The following is a 25,335-nucleotide window of genomic DNA, read 5'->3' on the forward strand; positions in this document are numbered from 1 at the left end:
GCTATTGCGCCCCCGGCTGCTTGGAGCGCTTGAAGGTCTGAAACCGCAGGAGCCGATCGCAGTCGAGGATCAGCGGGTGGTCATGGCCGAAGTGCTCGGTCAGCCTCGTGCGCAGGGCGAAGGCCTTGGGAGTCTCGCCTGCACCGTCTTCAATCAGCGACCGGTACTCACTCAGATCCTTCGCCTCTTGGACCTGAGGCACTGGGTCGACGCCCATGATGGTCGCGAGAACGTCCGCGCTCTCGACGCCCTTGGTCTGGAACTTGGGCGTTTCGAGTATTCCCGCTCCGTCGACGAGGCGGATCACCCGGATGCAGCTCACGTCAACGGTCGAGAGGACATGCGGGCTGTGCGTGCTCACGACGAGCTGCATCGCCGGGAACGCGCGCTGGAGCAGGCCGACGACGAGCTGCTGCCAGCGAGGATGTAGGTGCATGTCGACTTCGTCGATGAGCAGGATGCCGGGCGTGAGCTCGGCAGCCTTCTCACCGAACTGTGGGTTCAGCCGCGCACAGCGGTGCGCGAGATCGGCGACAAGCGCGATCATGTTGCGTACGCCGTCGCTGAGCACCGAGAGCGGGAGGCGCCCGTGGTCGGGGTGCTCGACGACGAGGGAGCCCTCTCCCTGCGGCTGGTTGTTTTCGTCGAGTGGGGGGAACTCCCAGTCGATTTCGCGCCAGCGCGTCGGCTCAAGCACGATTCGCGTCGCGTCGCGCACAGCGGCGAGGAGTTTCTCGGGCCGCTCCATCGGTCCGAGAGCCACCGACGTCGTGCTGCGCGCCGCGTTCGCCGTGCGCTCGTACCAGTCGACGAAGGTCTTGAACGACGACGAGGAAGATAGGCTGTCGAGGTAGCCCGCGACGCGCCCCATCGAGGACTGGCCGGCGCCTCGCTTGCGCTCCGTGAGCCGGTGCTCGCTCCACAGACGCCCGGTCCCGTAGAAAGCCACCAGCGGAAGAGGCGGTGGTAGTTCGCGCTCGCCCCCTGCGAAACCGGTCAGCCGCTGCCGCAAGCCGTCCGCTGCAGCGACGAGCGTCTGCGCATCACGGTTGGTCGTGCGCACCCGTTTCTTGCCGAGCGTCTTCACGGACCGGCCCCAGGAAAGTCGCGCGCCATCAGCCGAGCCGCTCGCCTTCAGTTCCACCGGCAGCACGGGCGACATCCGGCCCTGAAGATCCTTCGCGAGCCGAACGTCGCTGCGCTCGAAGCCGTGCGTCTGGCCGTTCGCCGCGATCGTGTCTACGAAGAGGCCGAGCGAGATACCGATGGCGTCGAGCACTGCCGTCTTGCCGCGCCCATTCTCAGCGACCAGCACCGTCAGTTTCTCGTGCAGGTCGATGGCGCATTCGGCGAAGCAGCGGAAGTTCCGCAGCTCGAGGTGATCGAGGCGCAGCGTCGTCGGCAGGCTCATGGTTTCAGCCCCTTCTTCGCCAACAGCGCCTTGATGTCGAAGGTGATGGCCGAGACGCCCCAGCCCGGCTCGCTATCGAACGGGCTCTGCAGGAAGTGCGGCCCGTCGAGGGAGTCATCATCTCCCACGAAGACGATGGCGAGGTGGAACTTCTGGGCCTGGTTGAGCGCGTAGAGCATCTCGTTGCGCGTGACGGTGATGGTGGTCGCGCCCTTGACGCGGCCTTTCACCTCGATGTGCCGTGCTTCGGGCTGCTTGCCCTCCGCGTGAGGAGGGTACGAGGTCAGGTCCCAGCCGCACTTCTGCGCCGACACGTCGACGACACGGCAGCCGCGCGCCTCTTCTGCCGCGCGGACGGCCTTCATCGCGAGTTGCTCGACGCGGCTGCGGGCCGCCGCGTCTTGCGAGAACGCGTCGCCATCGGTCGGCGCGTCGCCACGAAGCTTGTACAGGAGCCCGATGGGCACCACCAGCGCGCCACCCATCGCGATAGGGGTCGCCGACGCGACGTGGCGCATCGCCTTGAGCTCGCGGCTCCGGTTCTCCAGACGCCCCTCGAGGTCCATCACCGTGCGCCGGGCGTTCTCCAGGTTGAGCCTAACCTCCTTGCCGGCCTTCTGATCTTCGCCGAGCTTCATCCAGTGGTCGGTCCAGAACTTGATCTCTTTGCTGAGGCGCTCGTGGACGGCGGCCAGCGTCTTGTCGACATGCGCGATGCGACGCTCGGCGACCTCTTTGAAGTGCTCAGGCACGAGCGTCGATGCTGCGAGAGTGAGTGCCTTCTGTTCGAGATCGGCGTGAATCCAGTCGGCCTCCAGGACGCTCCTCAGTCGAGCGCGATCGGCGTCTTCCAGGGGCTGCAGATCGAGGTGGGGCGCCCAGCCCGCAAAGCTGGCACTGCCATCAGGCTCCACGCGCACGAACTGGAGCCGCTTGGAGAGCGTCTGGCCATCGCCCGACTTGATCTCGTGCGTGAGCAAGAAGAGGATGTGGGGCTCGACGCCCTCGTCGGCGGGGTCGACGAGGACGGCTCCCTGGCGGAGCAGGTTCTGGTGCTGTTCCAAGATGATGTCGGTCACCGAGAGCATGAGCGGGTGACCCGGATGGATCATGCTCCCCATCGCGAGGCCCGGCTTGTCGGGGCGCACGCCGTCCTTCGTGAAGCAAACGCGCTCGTAGCGCTTCAGCACTGGCGTGGTGTCGCGGCGATTGCGCCCCGTGATCTGCCGGTCGCGCTCGCGGATGGACGCGGGCACGAAGGTCACCTCGAAGCGCCCCGGCTCGCGCGGATGAATCGAGCCACCGAGCTGCTGGAACGCCTTCATGAAGAAGGAGCGGATGAAGAACGGCTGGAGGCGTCGAGCCTCGGCCTTCTCCATCTCCTCCTTCACCGCGAAGAGCCGCTCGGCGTTCATCGACTCCTGCGCCAGCGCGTTGCGGTCGAGGATGGTGCGGAGGTGTGCAGTGTCGAGCGCGCTCTCGACCGTCTGGTACAGGCGCGCGCGGATCTCCGGCTGGTCGCCGTAGCGGATCGCCTGGAGGAGCAGGTCCTTGAGGCTGGTCTCCTCGAACACCTCGCCGAGGATGTCGAAGACGCGGCCCTTGAGCGCCTCGCTTTCGACGGCGAGCTTCTCAAGCAGCCGGTGGTAGACGTCGCCTTCGCGCGTTTCCTTGGCAACGAGGTTCCAGAGGTGGCAGACCTCCTGCTGACCGATGCGGTGGATGCGGCCAAACCGCTGCTCCAAGCGGTTCGGGTTCCACGGCAGGTCGTAGTTGACCATCAGGTTGGCGTTCTGAAGGTTCACTCCTTCGCCCGCTGCGTCTGTCGCGATTAGCACGCGCACTTCGGGGTCGGAGCGAAAGAGCGCCTGCACACGGCGGCGCTCGTCGCGCTGCGTGCCGCCGTGGATGGTGACGATGGCGTCGGGCGTACCGAGCACACCGCCAACCTTCTGGTGCAGGTAGTTCAGGGTGTCGCGGTGCTCGGTGAAGATGATCAGCTTGCGGAGGCGCCCACCGGCGTCGCGCATGTGCGGATCGTCTTGGAGAATCCGTGACAACTCCTCCCACTTGCGGTCCTGCCCTGACGAGACGACGTCGAGCGCGCGCTGTTCGAGCGCCTGCAGCACGAGCACTTCGCCTTCGAGCTCGCCGATCGTCCTGGCCGCCGTCGCTTCGTCGACGAGCGTCTCCTCGAGCTGCTCCTGCTCATCGGCATTCAGGTCGTCTTCATCCTCGGGCGCGAGCACGATGGTCTCCGCGAGCGAGCGAGCGCGGTTGCCAAGCTTCTCTTCGCGCAGCCGTTTTTCAAGGCGGGCGTGCCGGCGCTTGAGCGACTGGTAGATGGCCTCGGGGCTCGACGCGAGTCGACGCTGAAGAGCCGTGAGGGCGAAGCCGACGGAGCCACGGCGCTGGCCCTCGAGCTCGTCGGCCTTGCCCATCTGCTCCTTCACGTAGGTCGTGACTCTTTCGTAGAGCGCGGCCTCAAGCTCCGAGAGCTTGTAGTTGACCGTGTACGCGCGACGCTCGGGGAAGAGCGGTGTGCCGTCGAACTTGAGCAGCTCCTCCTTGACCATGCGGCGCATGAGATCGGAGGTATCGACCTTGTGAACGCCGTCGCGGAACTTCCCGTAGAAGCGGTCGGAGTCGAGCAGCGACAGGAAGAGCTGGAAGTCCTCCTCCTTGCCGTTGTGCGGGGTCGCGGTCATCAGGAGCAGGTGCCGCGTCTGCGCGCCGAGCCGTTCTGCGAAGCGAAAGCGGCCGGTCTTCTCGAGCTTCGAGCCGAAGAAGTGCGCCGCGAGTTTGTGGGCTTCGTCGAAGACCACCAGGTCCCAGCCAGCGGCGCAGAGCTTCGCTTGCAGGTTACCGGCGACACGCCCGCCGTCGCCTTCCTGTTCATCGCGCGCGATTTGGTCGAGGCGCACGATGATGTGGCTCGTGTCCTCGAACGGGTTCCCGCTGGGCGACGCGAGCTCCAGGTCCTTCGAGAAGACACGAAACTCGAGGCCGAACTTCTCGAACAGCTCGTCGCGCCACTGCTCCACCAAGCTGCCCGGAGCGACGATCAGCACGCGCCGCGCGTCGGCGCGCATGATGAGCTCGCGGATGTAGAGCCCCGCCATGATCGTCTTGCCCGCGCCGGGATCGTCGGCGAGGACGAAGCGGAGTGGCTGTCGTGGCAGCATCGACTCGTACACCGCCGTGATCTGGTGTGGCAGCGGGTCCACGTTCGAGGTGTGGACCGCCATCATCGGGTCGAAGAGGAACGCGAGGTCGATGCGCTTGGCCTCGGCGGTGAGCTGAAACGCGGCGCCATCTCCGTCGAACGACCACGGGCGTCGTGCGGTCGCGACGTTCAGCGAGGCCTCGTCCGCGCGCGAAAGCAGGCGCTCGCGGAGCGCGCCGTCGGGCAGACGGTAGACGAGCTGCAGCGAATCCGGGGGCAGCGCCACCGCAGCCACCACGGTGACGACGCTTGAGGGCTCCACGCCTTCGAGGCTCGCGCCTGACGAGATCTCCTCGAGCCTCATGGTTTTCCCCTACGCGCGCAGAGCAGCCGGTGAGCGTTCATCCGTCGCGATCCTCGTCGTTGTCGCGGGAGGCTGCCTTCTGCTGCTCGATCCACTGGTCGAGGTCGGCGCGCTTGAACCGCCACTGCCCACGCACCTTGAACGCCGGCAGCTCGCCCTTCTGGGCCATCGTGTAGACGGTTTTCTCCGCGACTTTGAGCAACTGGGCGACCTCGGGCAGCGTGAGAATCTCGTCCGTCATGTTGGACCAGGCTCCACCTGGGTTAGCGGTTGGCAGAGGTTGCCAGCCAGTGCCAGCCTACACCAGACATGGCTGGTGTGCCTACCCAAAATTCAGTCGCTGCGTCATGAGTGCGTCAAGGCTGCGTCAAAACGCGCGTCATGACGTGAGCGATGCGCATGACGAGCCGCTGGGTCCTATCTTCCAGTTGATAGAGGTCGGAATTACGCCCGGCGCAGACGCCTCAACACCTCTCTCTGCCTGCGTGTGGACACTCCCCGCCCTTCCTGCGAACGCAGGTAGGCTGGGTGCAGCACGCGCGGGTCTACGAGGGTGTTGTTGGAAGGACCGAGACTCTACGCAGCGCGGCGCTCGTACCGGTGGTGGAGCCCGAAGACTTCCCGTAGCTCTATCACCTTGGCTCCGCGCTCCGGACCCTGCACCTCACGCGTCTCGGGCGCATCTTTCCCGAGCGACAGGTGCGTCCGGCTCGCATTGTAGTAACGCTGGTACTCGCGCAGCAGGCGCCGAGCGTGGGCTTCGTTCAGGACGACGACATGGTCCAGCAGTTCCCTACGTATCGAGCCGATGACTCTCTCCGCATAGGGATTCTGCCACGGACACCGTGCTGCACTCGGCACCTCGCGAATCCCCAAATGGATAAGCATGGCGCGAACGCCCTCGGAGTAGAGCTTGTCCCTATCTCGGTGTAAGTATCTCGGAGCACTGGTCCAGCTGCTTTGTCCATTCCTCCGTCGGGTGCGCTGTCACATTGATGTGGAGAATTCGCCTGTCTCGGTGACTCACAACCACAAATCCCAACAGCACTCCAAACGTCGCAGTCGGAATGACAAAGAAGTCCATCCCCGCGGACTCCACTAGATGCAAGCGCAAGAAGTTCCGCCATGTTGGTGACGGCTTCGGCGCTCCCCTTCCCGGTGTGCCTACCCAAAAACCTCGGTCGCTGCCTGTTGTGCCTACCCAAAATTCAGTCACTTGTGCCTACCCCACCCCGTAGCGGGAACGCGGCCCGTTCGAAAGGGGCGGCCGGCGACCCGAACCGCACGAACGGTGGCTCCGGCCAGCTGCCGATGGCACTGACCCAGACTCGCAACGCCGACGGCTCGTGGAGCGGACAGATTGGCGTCACGTGCTCGGTCTGCCACAGGGGCCAGATTGGCAAGGCGGGCGACGGCGCGGGCCTGGGGGCGTTGCACGGCACCAACGGCCTCACCGATGTGACGCTGTTCCTGGGCGAGCTCGGAGGCCTCAACCCCGCCTTCACCATCGCCTCCCTGAACCGCATCCGCGGCACGGGCAACATCACCAACTTCCAGCTCTTCGCCCTGCTCACCATCTTCGGCCCCGACGGGACGATCCCCGGCGTCATCCTCAATCCGGAGGTCTGGGCGGCCGGCTCGACCGGCACGGAGGACCCGCCGAACTGGTGGAACCTCGGGCACCGGCCGGTGAAGTTCTTCGACGGAGGGATGAGCAGCGACGCCACGCGCATCGAGCTCTCATGGTACATGCCGGGCGCCGCACTGCCGACCTACCAGAACGGCTACGAGTGGATCCTCGACAACGAGTACCAGGCGAACACCTGGATGCTCGGTCTGAAGTCGCCGGCCTACCCTCTTCCGGTCAACACGCAGCTCGCGGAGCAGGGATCGGTCCTGTTCCACACGCTCGACCTGTGGGCACCGAACCGCAACAACCCGGTCGTGAAGCCGCAGCAGGCGGCAACGGCTCGTGCGCGAGTTGCCATGGCGCCTACGCGCCGCGCTACGTGAACGACCCGAACTTCCTCGCCACGCCCTTGTTCGAGGGCATGGCGGCCAACGTCACGCCCATCGAGGTCATCGACACCGATGACGCCCGAATGCTCGCCAACGACGGGGCCGTCGAGACCCAGGCCCGGTACAGCTTCTTCGGGTACAACGGTCAGGAGGGGTGCGCCGAGAAGTACAACATGATCGGCTATCTCGCCCAGCCCCTCTACGGCATCTGGGCGTCCGGCCCCTACTTCCACAACGGCTCGGTGCCCGACCTCTGGAGCTTGCTCAAGTCGTCGGACCGCCCGCGCATCTGGCGCCGCAAGTCGAAGCCGTCGAGATTCATCGTCGTGATGGGATTCGAGACCGACCTCGCGAAGGGCTTTGACCAGAGCAAGGTCGGGTGGAAGTACGACACGATTCCGTGCAGCTACCTGACCTTCTCGCCGTTCAACCACTGCAATCCGTGGGACCCGAACGAGACACCGCTCATCGAAAGCGGGCTGTCGCTGCTGTACGGCAACGGCGCGCTGGCCTGGAACCTCCTCGGCAACATCGTGGCCCCGACGTTCTCCAACTCGGATATCGAGGACCGCAAGATCTACAACACCCGGATGTTCAGCCAGTCGAACTCGGGCCACACGTTCACCGACGTGCTGACCGATGAGGAGCGCACCGCGTTGAACGAGGACATGAAGACGTTGTGAGCCCTCCGCCGGGGCGTGGCGAGATTCGCTCGCCACGCTCCGGCACCCTCCATCGGCGCCAGGCGGAAACGTACCTGCGGGATGGGACGCCCGTACGAGCGCGACCTGGCCTGGACGCCGCCGTCGCACGTTGGCCGACTCTGGATGGCCACGGAAGCCTGCGCAAGTCCGTGAAACCTCGAGGCCGGGTTCAGCAATAATCGCTCGAGCCCAGCAAGCGCGTCGGTGCCTCGCCGACAGCGGCGCGCAGCTCGCGGTTGAAGTGTGACTGGTCGTAGTAGCCCGCCTCGTGCGCGAGCTGCGCCAGGCGCATGCCGGGCCTGTACGCGGACACCGCGCTCTTCAAGCGCAGGATGGAAGCGAGCCGCTTCGGCGAGGCACCGACCGCACGGCGAAAGCCCTTCTCCAGCGCGTCCTGGCTGAGTCCCAGGTCGCGCGCGAGACCGGCGATGCGCACCTCTCCCGGCTCCTTCTGAAGTACCCGCACCGCGGCCTGGATGGCGCCAGGGACCGCGTGGGGACGCAAGCGTGAGAGCAGGAACGACTCCAGGAGGGCCACGCGCCGGGCATCATCTCCGGCGTCCGCGATTCGCGACGCCACGCGGTCCACCTGCGCACGGGGCACCAGGCTGTCGAGCGAGAGTGTCTCTCCGAAGAGCAGGTGCATCGGCGTGTCGAAGAAGAACGCCGCACCGCCCGCGCGGAACTTGGCGAGGATGATGCCACTGCTCGCCAGGGTGAGCATGCGCCTCGCACCGACGCGCAGTCCGGAGATGACGCTGTCGGGCACGACGCGCGCCTCCCCACCTTCGACCAACCGCGAGGCGCCTCGGAAGCGGAAGCCGATGACGATGCTCGGCTCGGGAATGAGGACACGCGTCATCTCCTCCCGCGTCTCCATCACCTCGAAGACGCGGACGAAGGGCGCCAGTCTCTCGCTTGGGGTGAACACCGTCACGGCCATGGACGGTCTCGAGCATGCCGGGCGGCGTGACGGTCCGCACTGAATTCGTCCAAGCCCGCCGCGGGCCGAGGTCGGTACGGTGTGCCCATGCTTCGCAGACTCGCCACCGCGGCCCTTGCCTCACTCCTCGTCGCCTGCACCGCATCCCGTGCGGCACGCGCCACCCCGGAGAACACCTCGCCCATGAAGCTGACCATCGACCTCGAACAGAACCCGGACATCCAGTTCCGCATCGACCGCTTCTCCGTGCCCGACGCCGCGCGGCCGGAGCTCGAAGCGGCCATCCATCGCAGCACCCAGTTCCTCCGGACGCAGCCGGGCTTCCTCGGACACATCGTCCTCGAACGGCGGAACGACACCTCGGGCTACAACCTCATGACCGTGGCGGCATGGGAAAGCCCGGATGCACTGGACAAGGCGGGCGCGGAGGCACGGGCGTACTACGAGCGCATCGGCGTCGACGTGCCGGCAATGCTCTCCCGGTTGGGCGTGAAGATGGAGCGCGGCAACTACCATGCGCCGCTCGCGCTTCAGTAACGGACCTCGTTCCGCGTGCGCCGGTATCCGCCCCGTCCTCGACTGGGACGAGCGCTCGGGGAGCGTCACCCAGCATGTCCAGCGGACCTGGGACGACCAGACCTGAGCACAGTTACATCTGGGTTGCGGTATCGCCGGGCCGTGGATAGCACCCGGCGGAACCTGCATCCTCGCAGTCGGTCTCGCCAGCCGACCCCAACTCGGCGTCCGCTCTGTTCCCATTCCTGAAGCTGAAGTGGTCCTCGCGCGAGAGCCTCTGCGCGCAGTTGCTGTCGGTCATCCAGTCGCTCCCGCTCGACGGACCGCATCCCCTCGAGAGCACTTCCGCCAACGAATACACCCTGAAGTGGGTGCTGTACCGCCGCGAGCATCGCGAAAAGCCATGGAGAGGTCCGACGCGGCAGAGTCGGTGGCGCCGCCCCAAGGGGGGCGGCATGAAGACCCAAGTGCACCCACCTCGCGCGATACGCCCCTACCTCCACCCATTCTGAAGGATTCTGGACGCCATCCCCAATTCGCGATAACTGGGAGCAGCCGCCGCGAAGTTCGCGGACACTCAATCGGACCCCGAATTTTCCCGACTTCGCCTAACCCCAGGATTTCTCTCGTGTTTTCCGTCGCAGTCTCTAGAGAGAGCGCAGAGAACGAGTTCGCACAGGGCTTCAGTCGGGGAGCTGAAGAACGAAGGCCCTGCCAGTTTCTGGCGGGGCCTTTTTGTTTTTCTCGGGCCTCTCGATGAAAATCGAGGGGCCTTCGTGACGAAGCCCCTGAGTCCCAAGTGATTCTGCCTCGCGGTGCTGCAGAGGGCGCGCTCGGCTCTCCGCTCCGCAGACCGAGGAGACACCTTCCCTGACATAGGGGCGGCGTGGCTTTACCGCTGCCGTGGCGGTGCGTTCGCGTTGTCCATGTCCGAGACGATCAGCCACGGCCCACCGGGTGCACGACGCAGGGTGAGGGTGAATTTTCCCGTGTCGTCGGCTCTGTTGCCATAACCGTATGCGCCGATGATGTAGCCGCTCGTGCCTTCGGTGGCAAACGCGAGCGCACGTAGCTGCAATAGACCGCCTCCTTGCCCCTCATAGGCGGCCCGGATGGCCGCACGACCACGGACAGGCGGGCGATTGCTCTGGAGTACGAACCCATCCTCCGCGAACAGCGAGGCCAGTGCGGCCGCGTCGCCTGCGCGCCATGCACGCTCGTAGTCGCGCAGCACGCGGTCCAGCGCAGGTGGCAATGCGACATCGGGAAGTCGTGCGGATGCGGCAGGAGCTGGGGTGCTCTGAGCCAGAAGCGGCGCAGTCAACAGCATCGAGCCGAGGACGACGAATGGAAGGCTCATGGACCTCGATCACGGGCGGGTGGTGGGTGTGGCGCCGAATGAGTATTGGAGCGAACACCATAGAACTGGTCTCGAAATTGAGCGAGCAAGTCTGGGAGCGGAAGCTGGGGAGCTAATCGACATGAGAGGGATGGACATGCTCGAAGCTGACCGGTGGACCTGACCGACGAACAGTTGGAGCTGATTGAGCCGCTTCTTCTCGTTAGGAAGCCGAAGAGGGACGACCGGCCTGGGCGGAGCGTTCTCCCTCCCGAAGAAGAGCTGAGCGGGTGAATGGTCCAGCAGCAACGGGCGGGACGGCGTGGACCAAGAGGCGAGGCAGGAGCTGCCAAGCGCGCCCGCCGACACGCGCCCTTGCTGCTTCTGCTCCCGCCCCACTCCACTTCTCCACGAGGGGCGCGTACGCCCAATCTTCCCCTGGGGAGCCCGAGGCGACGTCTCCAGTGACGTACGGCGATACCTGTTCTCCATCCACACGGTGATCGCTGACCTCGAGCACGAGCGTGCACCAGAGAAAGTTGCCTGCGGCAAGAAGATGTCGAAGGGGCCCGAGGATGACGTGGCGGTGTCGCTCCATAAAGGCAGCAACTTGGCGGAGCTGAGTAATGGTCGGCAGGGCGACGCCAACGCCCGTGCCTACCCAAAATTCAGTCGCTGCGTCATGAGTGCGTCAAGGCTGCGTCAAAACGTGCGTCATGACGCGAGCGATGCGCATGACGAGCCGCTGGGGCCTCCCTTCCGTTTGATAGGGGTCGGAATTATGCCCGGCGCAGACGCCTCAACTCCTCTCTGACTGCGTGTGGACACTCCCCAACCCTCCTGCGAACGCAGGTAGGCTGGTGCAGCACGCGCGGGTCTACGAGGGTGTTGTTGGAAAGATCGCGACTCTACGCAGCGCGGCGCTCGTACCTGTGGTGGAGCCCGAAGACCTCCCGTAGCTCTATCACCTTGGCTCCATGCTCCGGGCCCTGCACCTTACGCGTCTCGGGCGCATCTTTCCCGAGCGACAGGTGCGTCCGGCTCGCATTGTAGTAGCACTGGTACTCGCGCAGCAGGCGCCGAGCGTGGGCTTCGTTCAGGACGACGACATGGTCCAGCAGCTCCCTACGTATCGAGCCGATGACTCTCTCCGCATAGGGATTCTGCCACGGACACCATGCTGCACTCGGCACCTCGCGAATCCCCAAATGGGTAAGCGTGGCGCGAACACCCTCCGAGTAGAGCTTGTCCCTATCTCGGTGCAAGTACCTCGGAGCACTGGTCCAGGGAAAGGCCTCTCGCATCTGATGCTTCGTCCATTCTTCCGTCGGGTGCGCTGTCACATTGAGGTGGAGGATTCGCCTGTCTCGGTGACTCACAACCACAAATCCCAACAGCACTCCAAACGTCGCAGTCGGAATGACAAAGAAATCCATCCCCGCGGACTCCGCCAGATGCAAGCGCAAGAAGTTCCGCCATGTTGGTGACGGTTTCGGCGCTCCCCTTCCCGGTCTGGGCATGTACCGAGCGACCGTTGTCTGGCCTACTTCCATCCCCAGCTTCAACAACTCCCCATGAATGCGCGGGGCACCCCATGTCGGGTTGGATTCAGCCATGCGCCGAATCAACGCGCGCAGCTCCGGAGTTGCCCGAGGCCGCCCCACCCGACTCCGGGACTTCCAGCGCCAAAAGAGCCGAAAGCCCATCCGATGCCACTTCACCACTGTCGCCGGCTGAACCAGGCACAGTGGCCTCCGCCAACCCTGCCAGAGGCGTTGGAGAACGACCCAGAAGATGCGGTCGCCCCGGGCAAGCCTCGGGGACGGGCGCTTCTCACGGAAGACTGCGAGTTGCTGGCGAAGAGCCAGGTTCTCCAGCGCCAGCTCCGAACGGCTCCGCAGGGCCGAGCGCATCGTCTCGACCAGCGTCTTCACGAAGACCCGCATCTTGCCATTCTTGCCGACTGTAGCTGGCAGGCCAGAGTTCTGCCACGCCCTATCACGCACCGCCTGCTGCCACATAGACAGCCGTGCACGCTCACCCACCTCCACCCATTCTGCCCTCCGCATGCATTGGGATCCCCGCACTCTTGGGGACCCATTCGAAGTACCGTGCATGAAATGAAGCGTTCGCTGACGCACGCGTGGCACTGGATTCGAATTTTCGGTGGCCACAACCTCCGGGAGTGCGCACACCGCAGGCTCCGCGCATCGGAGTAGACGGGAGCAGGGTCGAGCAACCCAAAGGCCGCATTTCCAGGAAACACCTCGACCCACAAACACTGTTCATCTGTCGCGAAGAAAACAGCCCCTGGTGCGGGCTGATACGATGAGCGAGTCCCTCCACCTCCAGCCGCACTCCATACAGAGCACCGTTCCAGGACGCCTGTGACAATCTCATCCAGAAGCACCCACCCTGACGCCCCGCACTCGGAGAGCCCTCCATGTCCGTGCTGAGCGAAGCCGACCTCCAGCGGTACATCCACGACGGCATCATCCGACTGGCCGGGCCCTTCCAGCGGAGTGGCGGACGAGGGTCGAGCCTTCCTCTGGAAGAAGACCGGGCTGTCTCCGGCGCCGCCGAGGAACAGGCCATCCGGCTGGCACTCGGACGAAGGGGCTCCCCGGAAGGACGGCGAGGGTGAATGGGCTTCACGACCTGCCCGTGCCGGAGGCGCGGTGAGTGAGACCAACGGCTTTGCTTGGGAGGGTACGTGTCCGAGCTGCCATGTCGAGGTCAGGGTCATCTTCCGGTCCCATGTCGGTTTGTTGGACGACCAGGTCTTCGAGCGGGGGGAAGACGTCTTCGGCCGCGAGACGAACAAGAAGCACCCCGTCCATGCACCTCGATACGAGCTTCGAAGCGGCAGCTTCTGGGCCTATGGCGTCGATGCGTGCCCGCATTGTCTGACGGAGCTGTGGAGTCGCGTGTTCGTGAGGAACGGTCGCTACGAGTCGTTGGTGCTCACGACGCCCCCCGAGGACCCTCTCTTCTGGGATGAGCTGTGAGCCTGGCCTGGATGACCGGGCAGGCAGATGGAACCTCGAGCCGGCCACTTTTTTCCGCGCGGGTGCGAAGGAACCCAGCCTCTCGCGTTGAACCCAGTCAGCCATGATAAGGAGATGCTCCCATGCGAACTGGCCTCATCGTCCTCGCGCTCGGCGCGCCGCTCTTGCTGGGGTGTGGTGACTCCGGGGATTCCGAAGAACCGAACGACTGTCCCACCACGGGCCAGGGCACGCTGGAGGTCACCATCCGCGGGCTCCCCTCCTCCACCGCCTCCATCGTCACCCTGCGCAACGGGAACGGGCTGCGGATCATCGATGCCTCGCGCAGGCTGGAGGGGCTCTCCGCGGGCACGTGGAACCTCCTTCCCGAGCCCACCGGCGGGAGCGGGCCGCTGATTCGCACGGCCTATGACGCACCGACCTCCCAGGTCTGCGTCCGCGACGGGCAGACGGCCACCGCCACGGTCGACTATGCGCTCGTCCCCAGCAGCCAGAAGCTGTGGCTGTCCACGAGCAATGGCGCCGCCGAAATCGAGGCCTTCTCCGCGGAGAGCCTCGGCGCCTCCGGGAGCCCCTCGGCCACGGTGTTGCTCGACTCCACCCCGGCCATCCCCCGCGCCTCAGGGCTCGCGTTCGACCGACGAGGCAACCTCTGGGTGGCGCTCGGCTCGGGGGAAATCCGGCGCTATCCCGCACGGGACCTCGGCGCCTCGGGTGTCCGCGCGCCCGACGTCACCCTGACGGGCAGCGCCCTGCGCGGAGGCGTCCCGGGCCCCATTGCCCTCGCCTTCGACAGGATGGGGAACCTCTGGGTCTCCGTCGGCTTCAGCGACAAGGTGCTGCGCTTCGGCGCCGCCCAGCTCACCGCCAGCGGCTCGCCCACGCCCGAGGTGGAGCTCTCGGGGCTCGGCGAGCCGAGCGCCCTGGCGTTCGACGCCGAGGACAACCTGTGGGTGGCGGACAGCGCCAGCACCGGCTCCCGCGTGCACCGGGTGGGTAGCGTGCGCCTGGTCACGTCGGGCACGGTGACTCCCGAGACGAGCATCGACGCCAAGCCCACTCCGGATGGCGTCAGCTTCTCCGGCCCCTCGGGGCTCGCCTTCGACGAGGAAGACAACCTGTGGGTCGCCTATGCCGCGAGTGGCATCGTCGCCCGGCTCACCCCCAGGGAGCAGGGCGACGCGGGCCCACGGACCGTCACGCCCGCGGTGTGGCTCGACGTCGGGGGCCCTAGGGAACTCGCCTTCGACGAGGAGGGCGGGCTCTGGCTCGGCTACGATTCCGGCGACATCGCCCGCTTGAGCCCGGGCCAGCTCGCCGCCACCGGTGCGCCGACGCCCCAGACTCTCATCTCCAGCGCCGACCTCGGCGTCACCCACGGCGTGGCCATCTATCCCGCCCCCGCCAACCTGCCCCTGTTCCACGGGCTGGACTGACGCTCGGCCCCCGGCGCGAAGGCCACTCTCCGCGCCGGGTGTCGCGCTGGCAGTACGGCATCCCATCCGTTTTGCACGCACGGCCCGCGCCCCGGAGCGTCCCGCCCGCGAACACGCTTCGAGGGCGCGCTCGACAGGTCGCCGCGGGCAGGCTCGCTCAACGGTGACGGCTCAGCCTCCCTCGGAAGTACCACCACCATTGCCGCAGATGTAGCAGGACGGCTCACGCCCGCACGAGTTCGGGCCGCGCGCGCCTGGCCGTCCAGCCAGTAGCGGCTCTCCGTCTCCGCACGCAGATGGCTCTGCGCCCAGCCGGCGAGCATCGGCATCTGCGCCTCAACGTTGGAGCGTGGCAGCTTCGCGCCGCGCGCCAGCATCGCGCTGAGGAAGCCATGGACGGCACTCGCGCGGACGGCGCGCGCGTACCGGAGCGGTCCTCCAACGAGCCCTCGGCTTGCCGCTCAGGCACTGGTTCCTTGTCGCGCGCAGGCCGAGCTGCTATCCGTCAGGTCCCTGGCGTATCCCGCTCGCGCTGATGTCGCGAATCTGGAGCGGTCAAACCGTCAGGAGACATCTTGAAATCCCCCGTCGTCCGCATCGGTCTCGTGGGAGACCGCAGTCCTGCAGTGCGTGCGCATGGCGCCATTCCCGTGGCCCTCGACCTCGCGAGCAAAGTGCTCGGTGTGGTGACCGAGCCAACGTGGCTGAGCACACGCGAACTCGACGGCACACTCGCGCAGACGCTTCCCTCGTTCGCCGGCATCTGGTGCGTGCCTGGCAGCCCATATGAGAGCATGGACGGCGCGCTCGGGGCGATTCGCGTGGCGCGTGAACAAGGCATCCCGTTCCTCGGTACCTGCGGCGGCTTCCAACACACGCTCATCGAATTCGCACGCCACGTCCTCGGACTCAACGACGCGGACCATGCCGAGTCCAATCCGGACGCCGTGATGCCCCTGGTCGCCGCACTCTCCTGCTCCCTTGTCGGCGTCCAAGGGCAAGTGACCCTGACCCAGGGCTCACATGTGGCTCGGGCCTTCGGTCGCACCCGGTCCACCGAATCCTACCACTGCAACTACGGGCTGAACGCACGCTACCGGCACATGCTCGACGGCACCGCGCTGCGCATCACCGGAGAGGACGAAGCGGGCGAAGTGCGCGTCCTGGAACTCATGGAGCACCCCTTCTTCATGGCCACCCTGTTCCAGCCCGAACTCACCGCGAGCACCGGCCAGCCCCATCCGCTCATTCAGGCCTTCCTCACGGCGGCCTCCGTCCGGGCGGCCCATCCCGCTGTTGCGCGGGAAGTCACCACACACCCGGTGTAGCTCGCAAGAAGCCTCAATCGCTTGGACCTGTGGCTCTCCAGAATTCGGTCGCTGCATCACGCGCGCGTCAGCCCCCGTCACAGCACTGGGCAGCGCGTGCTGACCTGCCTGGATCCTTCGGACCACTGATTACGAGAGAGGTGCCGGCCGGGATGGGTTGGGTACCATTGCTTCGCACTGCCGTCGAAATTCCAGAGGCGTGAGGTAGCCGAGGCTCGAGTGTGGCCGGACCAGGTTGTAGTGCTGCCGCCACGCCTCGATGACAACCTTCGCCTCTACCCTGGAACGAAACCATTCCATGCTGAGGCACTCGTCGCGGAGGCGTACTTGAGCACCGTGGGGACGGAGAGGCCCAAATCCTGACTGATGCGATGGAGCGAATGGCCGACACGCTGCCCGCGACGGACGGCTTCATAGCTGGCGAGCCTCCAAGTCCGGGCCTCTTCCCGCGATTGGGCCTCCACTCGCGTGCGAGGGAAGCTCGTCAAGCGATGCGGTGGCGCTGTCGCCTGCCGAGGCACGGGGGCAAGCTGTCGAAGTCGAGGATAGGCCGTCACCAACCAGCGCTCCAACAGCTGCCTGCCATTGAGCAGCAGGTGCCAGCGGTCCGCGACTTGAATCGCGCAAGGTGCAGCTTGGGCGATGGCACGAGCGAACTCGCGGGCGCGGTCTGGGCTTGCGCGCCGGGCGGGGGCACCCACAGCAACAGCGCCACACAGGTGAGCAACGGGCTGCGATGCATGTGTTCTCCTCGGAGTTCGCGATTCTTCAACAACCTGGAGACCTCGAGCGCTACACTTGCAATCCTATGTCGACTCCAGGCGCAATCGCTGTATACACGTCGGGCTCGGGGGTCCCCGAGCACGTCTCCGAGCGCCCCTGGCGTGGGGTCTATCAGCACTGGGATGGCTATCCGTCTGGCCTTGGGCAACACCTCATGGCCCGCGTTCAGCGCGCGCAAGGCGATATGCAGTCCGTGGTGCGCCAGCTCATCGATGAGGCCCCCTGGGGCTGGTCCCACTGCATGCCAGGACCCGACGCACCGGAGGGCGACCGCATCTCCGAGGAGAACGCCGGCCCGCGAGTCGCCCCGGACGAGACCGGAATGGTGGCCTACGTCTACGTCTTCGACCTGGAAGCACGTCGGCTCGACGCGTTCTCGACATGTGTCGGGGACGACGGCAAACGGCTCTGCTCCGTCGTCTTTTCGCAGACGGGCACGCCCGACCTGCGGGCGCTCGACCTCTTGCCTGAAGAGACTGTCGATGAACCCCTCCTTCCCGGCAAGGAGCTCTCGGCCAAGGAACTGCAGGACTGGCTCGAGGGACTGCCAACGCTCGGGACAGACTCCACGTCCCTCCACTGGTTGGACACACAACAGGGCCCAGACGACGCGCTCGCCATCACGTTCCGGGTCATCATCTATGAAGACGGCAGCATCCGCGACGTGCTGGAACGAGAGTGGGATGCAGTGCCCCCCTCCGCGCGACCGGAGCCGGAGCGTGTCCGGAACTTCCTCAAGGCGCTCGTCGACGTGGTGAGCGAGGATCCAAGGCGGCTCGATCCGTTCTGGATCTCCGCGCAGGACACCCTGCGTCGTTCTGGGGCAAGGCAGCGTGAGAGCTTCGCGAAAGTCCTGAGGGCTCACTGGGCCCGCGACTTCGGCTCTGCGGCGTAGCCGCCCTTTCGAACGGACACGTCGCGCCCCCATCTGTCTTGCGTTGCTCGGCTGTGCCTACCCAAAACTCGGTCGCTGCAGCATGAGTGCGTCAAGACCCCGTCAAGCAGCGCGTCAAGGCGAGCGAGCGAGGCGCGCGCCGTCATCGTTCTTCCTGGGTCGGCAATGCGCGAGGCGGGCTCGTGGCACGAGACTGCGACTCAGTGAACCAGGTGCTGGCCGGTTCCCGAGTGGAGTAGGACCCGCGCCATTGCCGCGGCGACCAGGTTTCCCCCAGGCTCCATGGCCTCGTGGAGCATCCTGTCCCGGTCCGCCGAAGGCGCGGCATCGGCCGCGGACTCGATCAGCAGACGCGAGCGGATGTCTGGCTCCTCCGCCTGTGCCAACCCCACCTCGAGCGCCGCCCGTGCCTCGTCCTTCCGGTCGAGCGCCGTGAGCTGCCGGCCCAGTTGCAGTTGAAGCTCGGGCACTCCCGGTGCCTCGCCGATGGCCTGGCGCGTGAGTCGCAACCGGTCCTCCGCGCCCAGGTTCGGAAGCTCGAGCGTACGCATCACGGTGAAGGCCAGGTACGGAATCCTTCCGGCGGCAATTCCAGCGGCCAGCCAGCGCTCGGCGCGACACCGGTACCAGCCCGGCGCAAGCGCCTCCACCTCGTCGTACCAGGACACGGCCTCGCTCGCGCGATGGAGGAGGAGGAGCGTGACGGCCCCTTCGTAGCGGGGCTCGGGCGAGTAGGCGTCGATACGCCGTGCCTCCTCGAAGAGCGCAAGCGCCTCCCCGTAGCGGCCCTGCCCGCCCAGCTCACGGCCTCGCTCGACCAGGGCCGTGGTGCGCGCGAGGTCGAGTCGATTGCGGCAGAAGATGAATTGCAGCTTCCCCTCAATGAGCGCGGGCAGCTCGTCCAGTTCGAGGGTGACGCTGTCGAGTTCCGCCACCACCCGATTGAGCGGCTCACCGGCCCGGACGATTTCGGCAACCTTCCGGATGCGGCGGGCCCGCGAATCCTGGCCCACCCGCTCCAGCGCCACCGCGAGTTCCATGGCCACACCTGCAGCATCCACTCCCTGCCCCAGGTAGCGGTGCACCTCGAAGCTGTTTTCCAGGTAGGCGACGACGCCCTCGTCGTCACCGGCTCTCCGGCACAGGTCAATCGCCTGCCGGAAGAGCGGAAGCGCGGTCTCCGCCCGGCCCTCCTGGAAATGACACGCAGCCATCTGCCCGAAGGTCATGGCCTTCATGGTCTCGGCGCTTCCTCCCGACAGGCCCTGGATTCGCTCCGCCTCGGGAGTGAGCAGCGATAGCGCACCTTCGAAGTCCAGCCCGCGCATGAGCGTGTTGGCGCGCTCCCGTGTCTCCTGCCAGCGCACGATGGGGTTATCGGCGGGAGTCCCCATCATCCGCTGGAACATTTCGGGCCGGTTCCGAGTCTCCGCGAGGCACTGAGCGATGCCGATGAGCCCCTGGCCATAGCGCTGGAGGTGTGTCGGCTCCTTGCGGACGCTCTCGGGAACCGTCAACCAGGCAGGGTAGTGCTCGAGGAGCAGGGCTTCGTGCTCGGCACAGAGCCGGATGAGCGCGGCGTCATTCTGTGATTGCACAGCATCGAAGAGCAGCTCGCGCACAGCCTCGGGCGAGGTGGGTGCCGGCCTGCCCGCGCGACCGAAGAGACGATTGAAGAGGCCCATGTAGCGAGGATACGCGAGCGAGACCGTTTCACGACACTCCGATGCACTTCTTTCCTACCCGTGCCGACCCAACCTCGGCCGCTGCGTCCTGAGCGCGTCACGGCCTTGTCGAACCGTGCGTCACTGCGAGTGAGCGAGGCGCGCACGGCAGAGGCGACTATTTCCCTTTCACGCCAGCCATTTCTGCCAGCACCGCGGCATACGTCTCCAATTCCGCTCGTGTGGCTTCCAGCTCTCCACGGAGCTTCGCCTCGTCCTTCCATTGCCGCTCCCAATCCCGTGGACTGACAGTTGAAGGCCTCAGTACTTCGTGGGCATGCAAAGGTGGGTGCCATTTCGTCAGAAACGGCCGTAGCCCCTTGCGCAATACCGCAATGGCCACTCCGCCTACCTTGTCCTGCGCAGCTCCGACATCGGGCCCCGCATTCCGGAGCACCTCACGCGTCGTTGCAAAGAGGCTATGCAGCGAGTTGAGGGCTTCCCGCGCCACCCCTTGGTCCATGTCCAAAGGTTGGGTAGAAATGCGCGTCACCAATTCCACATACAACTCCCACGCCGCGCGCCGTTGAGTCGGATCAGGCTCCCACTCAATTTCACCGACAAAGGGGATAGAGAACTTGTAGCACTTCACCCTTGCCGCATCCATCAATCCCGCCGTCATGAGACAATCCCTTCTCTTTGTCGACTGAGCCCGCAACTGTGGAGGCAGCAGGCAAATGAAAATGTACGCTACGGGCGCTCAACCGAAACAGCAGCCTTCGATGCAGACGGCCCTGTAGGAAGAGGGCAGTCGATGTCCTCATGCAGGTACTGCTGTCGTTCCTTGCATGTCAATTCTCGACCTGCCTGCAACTCAGACATGAGCGCTGGCTGCCAGAAGGCTTGTCGCCATATGCATGCCGTTCCGTCCGCGCTGGCCGTCACCACTCGCGTGCCGTCCGCGCTGAAGCTGGCGGTTTCCACGGCGCCGGTATGCCCCCAGAGAGTGGCCAGCGCCTTGCCCGTGGCCGCATCCCACACCCGCGCCGTGCCGTCCGCGCTGGCCGTCACCACCCGCGTTCCATCCGTGCTGAAGCTGGCGGCTTCCACCGAGTTGGTATGCCCCGAGAGAGTGGCCAGGGCATTGCCCGTGGCCGCATCCCACACCCGTGCCGTGCCGTCCCGACTGCCCGTCACCACACGGGTACCGTCCGCACTGAAGCTGGCAGCCATTACAGCGCCGGTATGCTCCGAGAGGGTGGCCAGGGCCTTGCCCGTGGCCACATCCCACACCCGTGCCGTCGTGTCCCAACTGGCCGTCACCACCCGCCTACCCTCCGCACTGAAGCTGGCGGTTTCCACGGCGCCGGTATGCCCCCATAGAGTGGCGAGGGCCTTGCCCGTGGCCGCATCCCACACCCGTGCCGTCGTGTCGTGACTGCCCGTCACCACCCGCGTACCATCCGCACTGAAGCTGGCGGTTTCCACGGCGCCGCTATGCCCCGAGAGGGTAGCCAGGGCCTTGCCCGTGGCCGCATCCCACACCCGTACCGTCGTGTCGTGACTGCCCGTCACCACCCGCGTACCGTCCGCACTGAAGCTGGCAGCCATTACAGCGCCGGTATGCTCCGAGAGGGTGGCGAGGGCCTTGCCCGTGGCCGCATCCCACACCCGTGCCGTCGTGTCCCAACTGGCCGTCACCACCCGCCTACCATCCGCGCTGAAGCTGGTAGCTTCCACGGGGCCGGCATGCCCCGAGAGGGTAGTCAGGGCCTTGCCCGTGGCCGCATCCCACACCCGTGCCGTCGTGTCCCAGCTACCCGTCACCACCCGCGTTCCGTCCGTACTGAAGCTGGCGGCTCCCACCGAGTTGGTATGCTCCGAGAGGGTGGCCAGGGCCTTGCCTGTGACCGCATCCCACACCCGCGCCGTCGTGTCCCAGCTACCCGTCACCACCCGCGTACCATCCGCGCTGAAGCTGGCGGCTTCCACGTGGCCGGTATGCCCCGAGAAGGTGGCCAGGGCCTTGCCCGTGGCCGCATTCCACACCCGTGCCGTCGAGTCCTGACTGCCCGTCACCACCCGCGTGCCATCCGCGCTGAAGCTGGCGGCTTCCAGGGCACCGCTATGCCCTGAGAGGGTGGCCAGGGCGTTGCCCGTGGCCGCATCCCACACCCGTGCCGTCGTGTCCCAGCTGGCCGTCACCACACGCGTACCATCCGAGCTGAAGCTGGTAGCTTCCACGGGGCCGGCATGCCCCCAGAGAGTGACCAGGGCCTTGCCCGTGGCCGCATCCCACACCCGCGCCGTAATGTCGTGACTGCCCGTCACCACACGCGTGCCATCAGCGCTGAAGCTGGCGGCAACCACCGAGTTGGTATGCCCCGAGAGAGTGGCCAGGGCATTGCCCGTGGCCGCATCCCACACCCGTGCCGTGCCGTCCCGACTGCCCGTCACCACATGGGTACCGTCCGCACTGAAGCTGGCGGCTTCCACTGCGCCGGTATGCCCCCATAGAGTGGCCAGGGCCTTGCCCGTGGCCGCATCCCACACACGTGCCGTCGTGTCCTGACCGGCCGTCACCACCCGCGTACCCTCCGCACTGAAGCTGGCGGTTTCCACGGCGCCGGTATGCCCCCATAGAGTGGCGAGGGCCTTGCCCGTGGCCGCATCCCACACCCGTGCCGTCGTGTCGTGACTGCCCGTCACCACACGCGTACCGTCCGCACTAAAGCTGGCAGCCATTACAACGCCGGTATGCCCCGAGAGGGTAGCCAGGGCTTTGCCCGTGGCCGCATCCCACACTCGTGCCGTGCCGTCCCGACCGCCCGTCACCACACGCGTGCCATCCACACTGAAGCTGGCGGCTTCTACGGCGCCCGTATGCCCACGTAAAACAGCGCGAGTGGGCTCGTTGGCCCACGCGACCAGAGCCTCAGAGACATGCTCTGTAAAGGCTGCGGCATGCGCATTCTGAATGAGCAGCAATGATAGTTGCGGGTCCTCCCGCACACGGAGGAGGGCATTTGCCGTCAATTCTCTGGCAAGGGAAACAGCTTGGGCCCTGCGTGCCTGTACCCAGAAGAAGCCTAAGAAACTGACTGCCAGCAAGAGCCCGCATGCCAAGGCTCTCAGCCGAACGTTCTTCTTCGCATGTTCTTCCGCGCGAACTCTCTCCGCTTCTGCCCGTGCCCGCTCCGCCTCAGCCCGGGACTTTTCAGCCAATTCGCGCGCAGCAAACTCCTGGGCAAGCTGCTGCGCCTGAGAGAGTGCTTGCTGGCGGCGTTCCTCCTCCTTCTGGAGAGCCTCCTCTCGGGCCTGAATACTGACAGCCAGAAACTCTGCCTCCCTCGCATTCAGCAGCGGTGACGTAAGAGGAAGAGCTTCCTGTGCCACCAACAGCCTCGCACCCGAGTAGAGAAAACCAGTGTCCTTAGCCTGGGCGACCCACTCATTGGCGGCCTCCGTCAGTCGACGGTGAGTATGCAGCTTACGTCGGTCCTCCTCCAACCACCGACGCAGCGTCGGCCACTGGCGAATGAGCACTTCATGGGCCACCTCCACCGTCTTCTCGTCCGCCACCAAGAGTCGAGCGTCCGGCCCCGACAGTCGCAGTAGCACCTCCTCCACTTCCTCTTCAGTAGCGCCTGCAAACTGTAGTTCCCCTCGGGCCACCCGACGTCGCGTGTCCTCCGTTCCCTCCCCCAGTGCTGCCAACCGAAGAAAGACGCGCTTAGCCACCTCCTGCCCGCGTGCTGGTAGCGACTCCAATGCCCCTTGCGCACGCTTTTCCAACGCCCCCCATACTCCGCCGCTGGTCTCGTACGTCGAGAGCTTCAGCCAAGCCCCCATCCTCGCCCGCCATAGCTCGTCAAGCGCATACTCCAGCAACGGAAGCGCCCCTGGCTGGTGCACCACGTCCCGCAGAATGGCGCTCACCACCCCCTTCTCCAGAAACGCGCCCACCGCATGCGCCGGACGCACGATGACGTCCCGCAGGGCCGCCGGCCCCATGCTACCCAGCAACACCTGCCCCTCCTGCAGCAGCCCCGTCAGCGTTGGCGACTGCAGACACCGCACCAGGAAGTCAGCCCTTAGTGTGGCCAACACTCTCAGCCGCCCCCTTCCCTTCTCCGCAGCGTCCCTCAGGTTGCGCAGGAAGGCTTCCACCTGCCCTAGCCCACCCACTTCGGGCGCTAGTGTGAAGAGTTCCTCAAGCTGATCCACCACCAGCACGCACCGGGCCGGCACCTCCGCACAAAGAGTGTCAAGAGCCGTCCTCAGCCCGTCCTCCCGAGCTGCAAAACGCGCCTCCAGGGCGTCGGCTTCCTTGAGGCGTGACGCCACCGGAAGCAGCGTCGCCACCTGGTCCGCTAGCGCACGCAGTGAGTTCGTGCCAGGCCGCATACTCCAAACGTGAATGGCAGCCCCCTTACCCTCCTCCGCTCTCCTCACTTCCGGCAGCACTCCGCTCAATACCAGCGAGGACTTGCCCACACCCGAGGCCCCCACCACCGTCACGAAGGGCCGCTGTCCCAGCTTTTCAAGCACCGCCGTTACCTCAGCTTGCCGTCCAAAGAAGAAACGTGCGTGCGCCTCGTCAAACGCCAAGAGGCCTCGGTACGGCGCCAGTGAGTCTTCTAACCGAAAGCTGTCCGCCTCGGGCGCCTGGCCCTTGATGCCTGCAACCAGTCGCCGGAAGGCCTCTCCATCATCCAGCCCTACCGTGAAATCCACCCACATGCGCTGGGCCAAAAAGCCTTTCACATCCTCGCGCTTGGCGCCTGGCAACAGCACCGGAATGACACGGTAATCGTCGCGCTGTTGCACCGCGCGCGCCAACGCCGCCCTCACTTCCTCATGGTGCCAGGGACCTACCCCCGACGGGCCGAAGAAGACCGCCGCCGTCGCGCTCGCCTCCAACGATTCCTCAAGCGCCGGTTGCCACGGCATACCCGGCACCAGATGCCACTTGTCCAGGTAAGGGCGAAGGCCCACCTCGTTGTGAAGCCTCCTGGCCAACTCCTCCACCGCCGGCTTGTCCTTGCTGTTGTGCGACAGGAATACGTCGTACATACATGCGCCCCCGCTAACGGCAGCGTAGGCTATCCCTGCGTGCCGCCGCATTGCCTGCACCTGACTAGACGGGCAAGGCTGTGGAATCGCCTGTGCCCACCCCAAGCTGGGGCGCCGCATCATGGGTACCGCCCTTGGCAGCGCGTCAAGGTGAGCGAGGCCTCCTGCCGAGGCGACGACTGCCCTGAACCAAGTGGGATTGTCACCCACCCCCGGGTACGTGGGCTAAGCAGCGAAGCCCAAGAAGAAAATCGCGTCGTGTCAGGGACGAAAGTCGATCACCGTAGCGCTGAGCGTCAAGGTAGTTGTGAAGTTGCCCCGGTTCCGCAGCGCGTTCCGCGCTTTCGCCCTCAAGCGGCAGCGCGGTGCTTCTTCTCGTAACCAGCGAGTGACTCGTAGTCGAGCGCGAAGTGACGCCTGAGCGGATTATACCAGCCCTCGATGAAGCGGAAGACAGCCATCCGCACCTCGGCGTGAGACGTGAAACGGCGGCGTGCGAGCATTTCGCACTCGAGCGTAGCGAAGAAGCTCTCACACATCGCGTTATCGTACGCGTCGCCAACGCTGCCCATGGAAGGGCGCACGCCGGCTTCCTTGCACCGAAACCCGAAGCCAATCGAGGTGTACTGCGCCCCTGGGTCGCTGTGGTGCACGATGCTCTGGGGTTGACGCTGCCCCTCGGC

Annotated in this window: 18 protein-coding genes and 2 pseudogenes; 8 read left to right on the forward strand and 12 right to left on the reverse strand. The window is 65.8% G+C overall.

Annotated elements, in window-relative coordinates:
* Window position 1: 1 nt before the first annotated feature.
* The 4 genes from HUA75_RS36325 to HUA75_RS47230 all read right to left on the reverse strand — a co-directional run bounded on the left by HUA75_RS36325 (window position 2) and on the right by HUA75_RS47230 (window position 5,829).
* On the reverse strand, window positions 2–1,411 hold the full coding sequence (locus HUA75_RS36325) for an AAA family ATPase (RefSeq protein WP_174489003.1): 1,410 nt from the start codon (window positions 1,409–1,411) through the stop codon (window positions 2–4).
* Window positions 1,408–4,941 carry a helicase-related protein gene (locus tag HUA75_RS36330; protein ID WP_174489004.1) on the reverse strand — a complete coding sequence of 1,178 codons (3,534 nt, stop codon included), beginning with the start codon at window positions 4,939–4,941 and terminating at the stop codon, window positions 1,408–1,410. Before HUA75_RS36330 ends, HUA75_RS36325 begins: the two co-directional genes overlap by 4 nt.
* A gap of 37 nt (window positions 4,942–4,978) precedes the next feature.
* Window positions 4,979–5,182 carry a helix-turn-helix domain-containing protein gene (locus tag HUA75_RS36335; RefSeq protein ID WP_174489005.1) on the reverse strand — a complete coding sequence of 68 codons (204 nt, stop codon included), beginning with the start codon at window positions 5,180–5,182 and terminating at the stop codon, window positions 4,979–4,981.
* A 335-nt stretch (window positions 5,183–5,517) separates the two neighbouring features.
* A complete protein-coding gene (locus HUA75_RS47230) occupies window positions 5,518–5,829 on the reverse strand; it encodes a transposase (protein WP_254627947.1) in 312 nt (103 codons plus the stop codon).
* Window positions 5,830–6,252: 423 nt separating this feature from the next.
* Between HUA75_RS47230 and HUA75_RS36345 the strand changes: the two genes are divergently transcribed.
* Together HUA75_RS36345 and HUA75_RS36350 are read left to right on the forward strand one after the other, a co-directional pair.
* Window positions 6,253–6,954 carry a hypothetical protein gene (locus HUA75_RS36345; protein ID WP_174489006.1) on the forward strand — a complete coding sequence of 234 codons (702 nt, stop codon included), beginning with the start codon at window positions 6,253–6,255 and terminating at the stop codon, window positions 6,952–6,954.
* The gene (locus HUA75_RS36350) at window positions 6,951–7,643 is read left to right on the forward strand and encodes a hypothetical protein (protein ID WP_174489007.1); all 693 of its coding nucleotides are present in this window, start codon (window positions 6,951–6,953) and stop codon (window positions 7,641–7,643) included. The genes HUA75_RS36345 and HUA75_RS36350 overlap by 4 nt, the downstream gene beginning before the upstream one ends.
* Window positions 7,644–7,833: 190 nt before the next feature.
* Here the strand turns inward: HUA75_RS36350 and HUA75_RS36355 are convergent, their stop codons facing one another.
* Window positions 7,834–8,607: an AraC family transcriptional regulator gene (locus HUA75_RS36355; RefSeq protein WP_174489008.1), complete on the reverse strand. Its 774-nt coding sequence runs from the start codon at window positions 8,605–8,607 to the stop codon at window positions 7,834–7,836.
* Window positions 8,608–8,694: 87 nt separating this feature from the next.
* Here HUA75_RS36355 and HUA75_RS36360 point away from each other — a divergent pair, with 87 nt between their 5' ends.
* Window positions 8,695–9,144, forward strand: coding sequence for an antibiotic biosynthesis monooxygenase (locus tag HUA75_RS36360; RefSeq protein ID WP_174489009.1), 450 nt, complete (start codon window positions 8,695–8,697; stop codon window positions 9,142–9,144).
* An 871-nt stretch (window positions 9,145–10,015) separates the two neighbouring features.
* On the opposite strand, the gene HUA75_RS36365 is transcribed toward HUA75_RS36360, so the two are convergent.
* Together HUA75_RS36365 and HUA75_RS48080 are read right to left on the reverse strand one after the other, a co-directional pair.
* Window positions 10,016–10,483 carry an SgcJ/EcaC family oxidoreductase gene (locus HUA75_RS36365; protein WP_217440909.1) on the reverse strand — a complete coding sequence of 156 codons (468 nt, stop codon included), beginning with the start codon at window positions 10,481–10,483 and terminating at the stop codon, window positions 10,016–10,018.
* Window positions 10,484–11,370: 887 nt separating this feature from the next.
* Window positions 11,371–12,579, reverse strand: coding sequence for an integrase core domain-containing protein (locus HUA75_RS48080; RefSeq protein ID WP_371746270.1), 1,209 nt, complete (start codon window positions 12,577–12,579; stop codon window positions 11,371–11,373).
* A gap of 326 nt (window positions 12,580–12,905) precedes the next feature.
* Between HUA75_RS48080 and HUA75_RS36375 the strand changes: the two genes are divergently transcribed.
* The 4 genes from HUA75_RS36375 to HUA75_RS36390 all read left to right on the forward strand — a co-directional run bounded on the left by HUA75_RS36375 (window position 12,906) and on the right by HUA75_RS36390 (window position 16,234).
* Window positions 12,906–13,106, forward strand: coding sequence for a hypothetical protein (locus tag HUA75_RS36375; protein WP_141643385.1), 201 nt, complete (start codon window positions 12,906–12,908; stop codon window positions 13,104–13,106).
* 34 nt (window positions 13,107–13,140) lie between these two features.
* Window positions 13,141–13,470 carry a hypothetical protein gene (locus tag HUA75_RS36380; protein WP_141643386.1) on the forward strand — a complete coding sequence of 110 codons (330 nt, stop codon included), beginning with the start codon at window positions 13,141–13,143 and terminating at the stop codon, window positions 13,468–13,470.
* 122 nt (window positions 13,471–13,592) lie between these two features.
* A complete protein-coding gene (locus HUA75_RS36385; protein WP_174489011.1) occupies window positions 13,593–14,906 on the forward strand; it encodes a hypothetical protein in 1,314 nt (437 codons plus the stop codon).
* A gap of 575 nt (window positions 14,907–15,481) precedes the next feature.
* A complete protein-coding gene (locus HUA75_RS36390) occupies window positions 15,482–16,234 on the forward strand; it encodes a CTP synthase (protein ID WP_141643388.1) in 753 nt (250 codons plus the stop codon).
* 129 nt (window positions 16,235–16,363) lie between these two features.
* Here the strand turns inward: HUA75_RS36390 and HUA75_RS36395 are convergent.
* Window positions 16,364–16,558 (reverse strand): annotated as a pseudogene (locus HUA75_RS36395) (transposase); the annotation flags it as partial.
* A 412-nt stretch (window positions 16,559–16,970) separates the two neighbouring features.
* On the opposite strand from HUA75_RS36395, the gene HUA75_RS36400 reads away from it, so the two are divergent.
* A complete protein-coding gene (locus HUA75_RS36400; RefSeq protein ID WP_254627948.1) occupies window positions 16,971–17,912 on the forward strand; it encodes a hypothetical protein in 942 nt (313 codons plus the stop codon).
* A 200-nt stretch (window positions 17,913–18,112) separates the two neighbouring features.
* On the opposite strand, the gene HUA75_RS36405 is transcribed toward HUA75_RS36400, so the two are convergent.
* The 4 genes and pseudogenes from HUA75_RS36405 to HUA75_RS36420 all read right to left on the reverse strand — a co-directional run.
* Window positions 18,113–19,597, reverse strand: a complete 1,485-nt coding sequence (locus tag HUA75_RS36405) for a hypothetical protein (RefSeq protein WP_174489013.1) — start codon at window positions 19,595–19,597, stop codon at window positions 18,113–18,115.
* A 157-nt stretch (window positions 19,598–19,754) separates the two neighbouring features.
* Window positions 19,755–20,258, reverse strand: coding sequence for a hypothetical protein (locus HUA75_RS36410; protein ID WP_217446437.1), 504 nt, complete (start codon window positions 20,256–20,258; stop codon window positions 19,755–19,757).
* Between the two features lie 68 nt (window positions 20,259–20,326).
* Window positions 20,327–24,652, reverse strand: a complete 4,326-nt coding sequence (locus HUA75_RS36415; protein ID WP_174489014.1) for a TIR domain-containing protein — start codon at window positions 24,650–24,652, stop codon at window positions 20,327–20,329.
* 350 nt (window positions 24,653–25,002) lie between these two features.
* Window positions 25,003–25,335, reverse strand: a pseudogene (locus HUA75_RS36420) (integrase core domain-containing protein); the annotation flags it as partial.

It is taken from the genome of Myxococcus sp. CA040A, from assembly GCF_013336725.1.
Classification (GTDB): domain Bacteria; phylum Myxococcota; class Myxococcia; order Myxococcales; family Myxococcaceae; genus Myxococcus; species Myxococcus llanfairpwllgwyngyllgogerychwyrndrobwllllantysiliogogogochensis.

Excerpts from the sequence above, each read along its gene's own strand:
- HUA75_RS36355 (WP_174489008.1), bottom strand. The coding sequence starts at position 8,607 with ATGGCCGTGACGGTGTTCACCCCAAGCGAGAGACTGGCGCCCTTCGTC.
- HUA75_RS36365 (WP_217440909.1), bottom strand. The coding sequence starts at position 10,483 with ATGAGCCTTCCATTCGTCGTCCTCGGCTCGATGCTGTTGACTGCGCCG.
- HUA75_RS36330 (WP_174489004.1), bottom strand. The coding sequence starts at position 4,941 with ATGAGGCTCGAGGAGATCTCGTCAGGCGCGAGCCTCGAAGGCGTGGAG.
- HUA75_RS47230 (WP_254627947.1), bottom strand. The coding sequence starts at position 5,829 with ATGCTTATCCATTTGGGGATTCGCGAGGTGCCGAGTGCAGCACGGTGT.
- HUA75_RS48080 (WP_371746270.1), bottom strand. The coding sequence starts at position 12,579 with ATGCACGGTACTTCGAATGGGTCCCCAAGAGTGCGGGGATCCCAATGC.
- HUA75_RS36385 (WP_174489011.1), top strand. The coding sequence starts at position 13,593 with ATGCGAACTGGCCTCATCGTCCTCGCGCTCGGCGCGCCGCTCTTGCTG.
- HUA75_RS36375 (WP_141643385.1), top strand. The coding sequence starts at position 12,906 with ATGTCCGTGCTGAGCGAAGCCGACCTCCAGCGGTACATCCACGACGGC.
- HUA75_RS36410 (WP_217446437.1), bottom strand. The coding sequence starts at position 20,258 with ATGACGGCGGGATTGATGGATGCGGCAAGGGTGAAGTGCTACAAGTTC.
- HUA75_RS36415 (WP_174489014.1), bottom strand. The coding sequence starts at position 24,652 with ATGTACGACGTATTCCTGTCGCACAACAGCAAGGACAAGCCGGCGGTG.
- HUA75_RS36360 (WP_174489009.1), top strand. The coding sequence starts at position 8,695 with ATGCTTCGCAGACTCGCCACCGCGGCCCTTGCCTCACTCCTCGTCGCC.
- HUA75_RS36335 (WP_174489005.1), bottom strand. The coding sequence starts at position 5,182 with ATGACGGACGAGATTCTCACGCTGCCCGAGGTCGCCCAGTTGCTCAAA.
- HUA75_RS36405 (WP_174489013.1), bottom strand. The coding sequence starts at position 19,597 with ATGGGCCTCTTCAATCGTCTCTTCGGTCGCGCGGGCAGGCCGGCACCC.
- HUA75_RS36400 (WP_254627948.1), top strand. The coding sequence starts at position 16,971 with ATGCATGTGTTCTCCTCGGAGTTCGCGATTCTTCAACAACCTGGAGAC.
- HUA75_RS36345 (WP_174489006.1), top strand. The coding sequence starts at position 6,253 with ATGGCACTGACCCAGACTCGCAACGCCGACGGCTCGTGGAGCGGACAG.
- HUA75_RS36325 (WP_174489003.1), bottom strand. The coding sequence starts at position 1,411 with ATGAGCCTGCCGACGACGCTGCGCCTCGATCACCTCGAGCTGCGGAAC.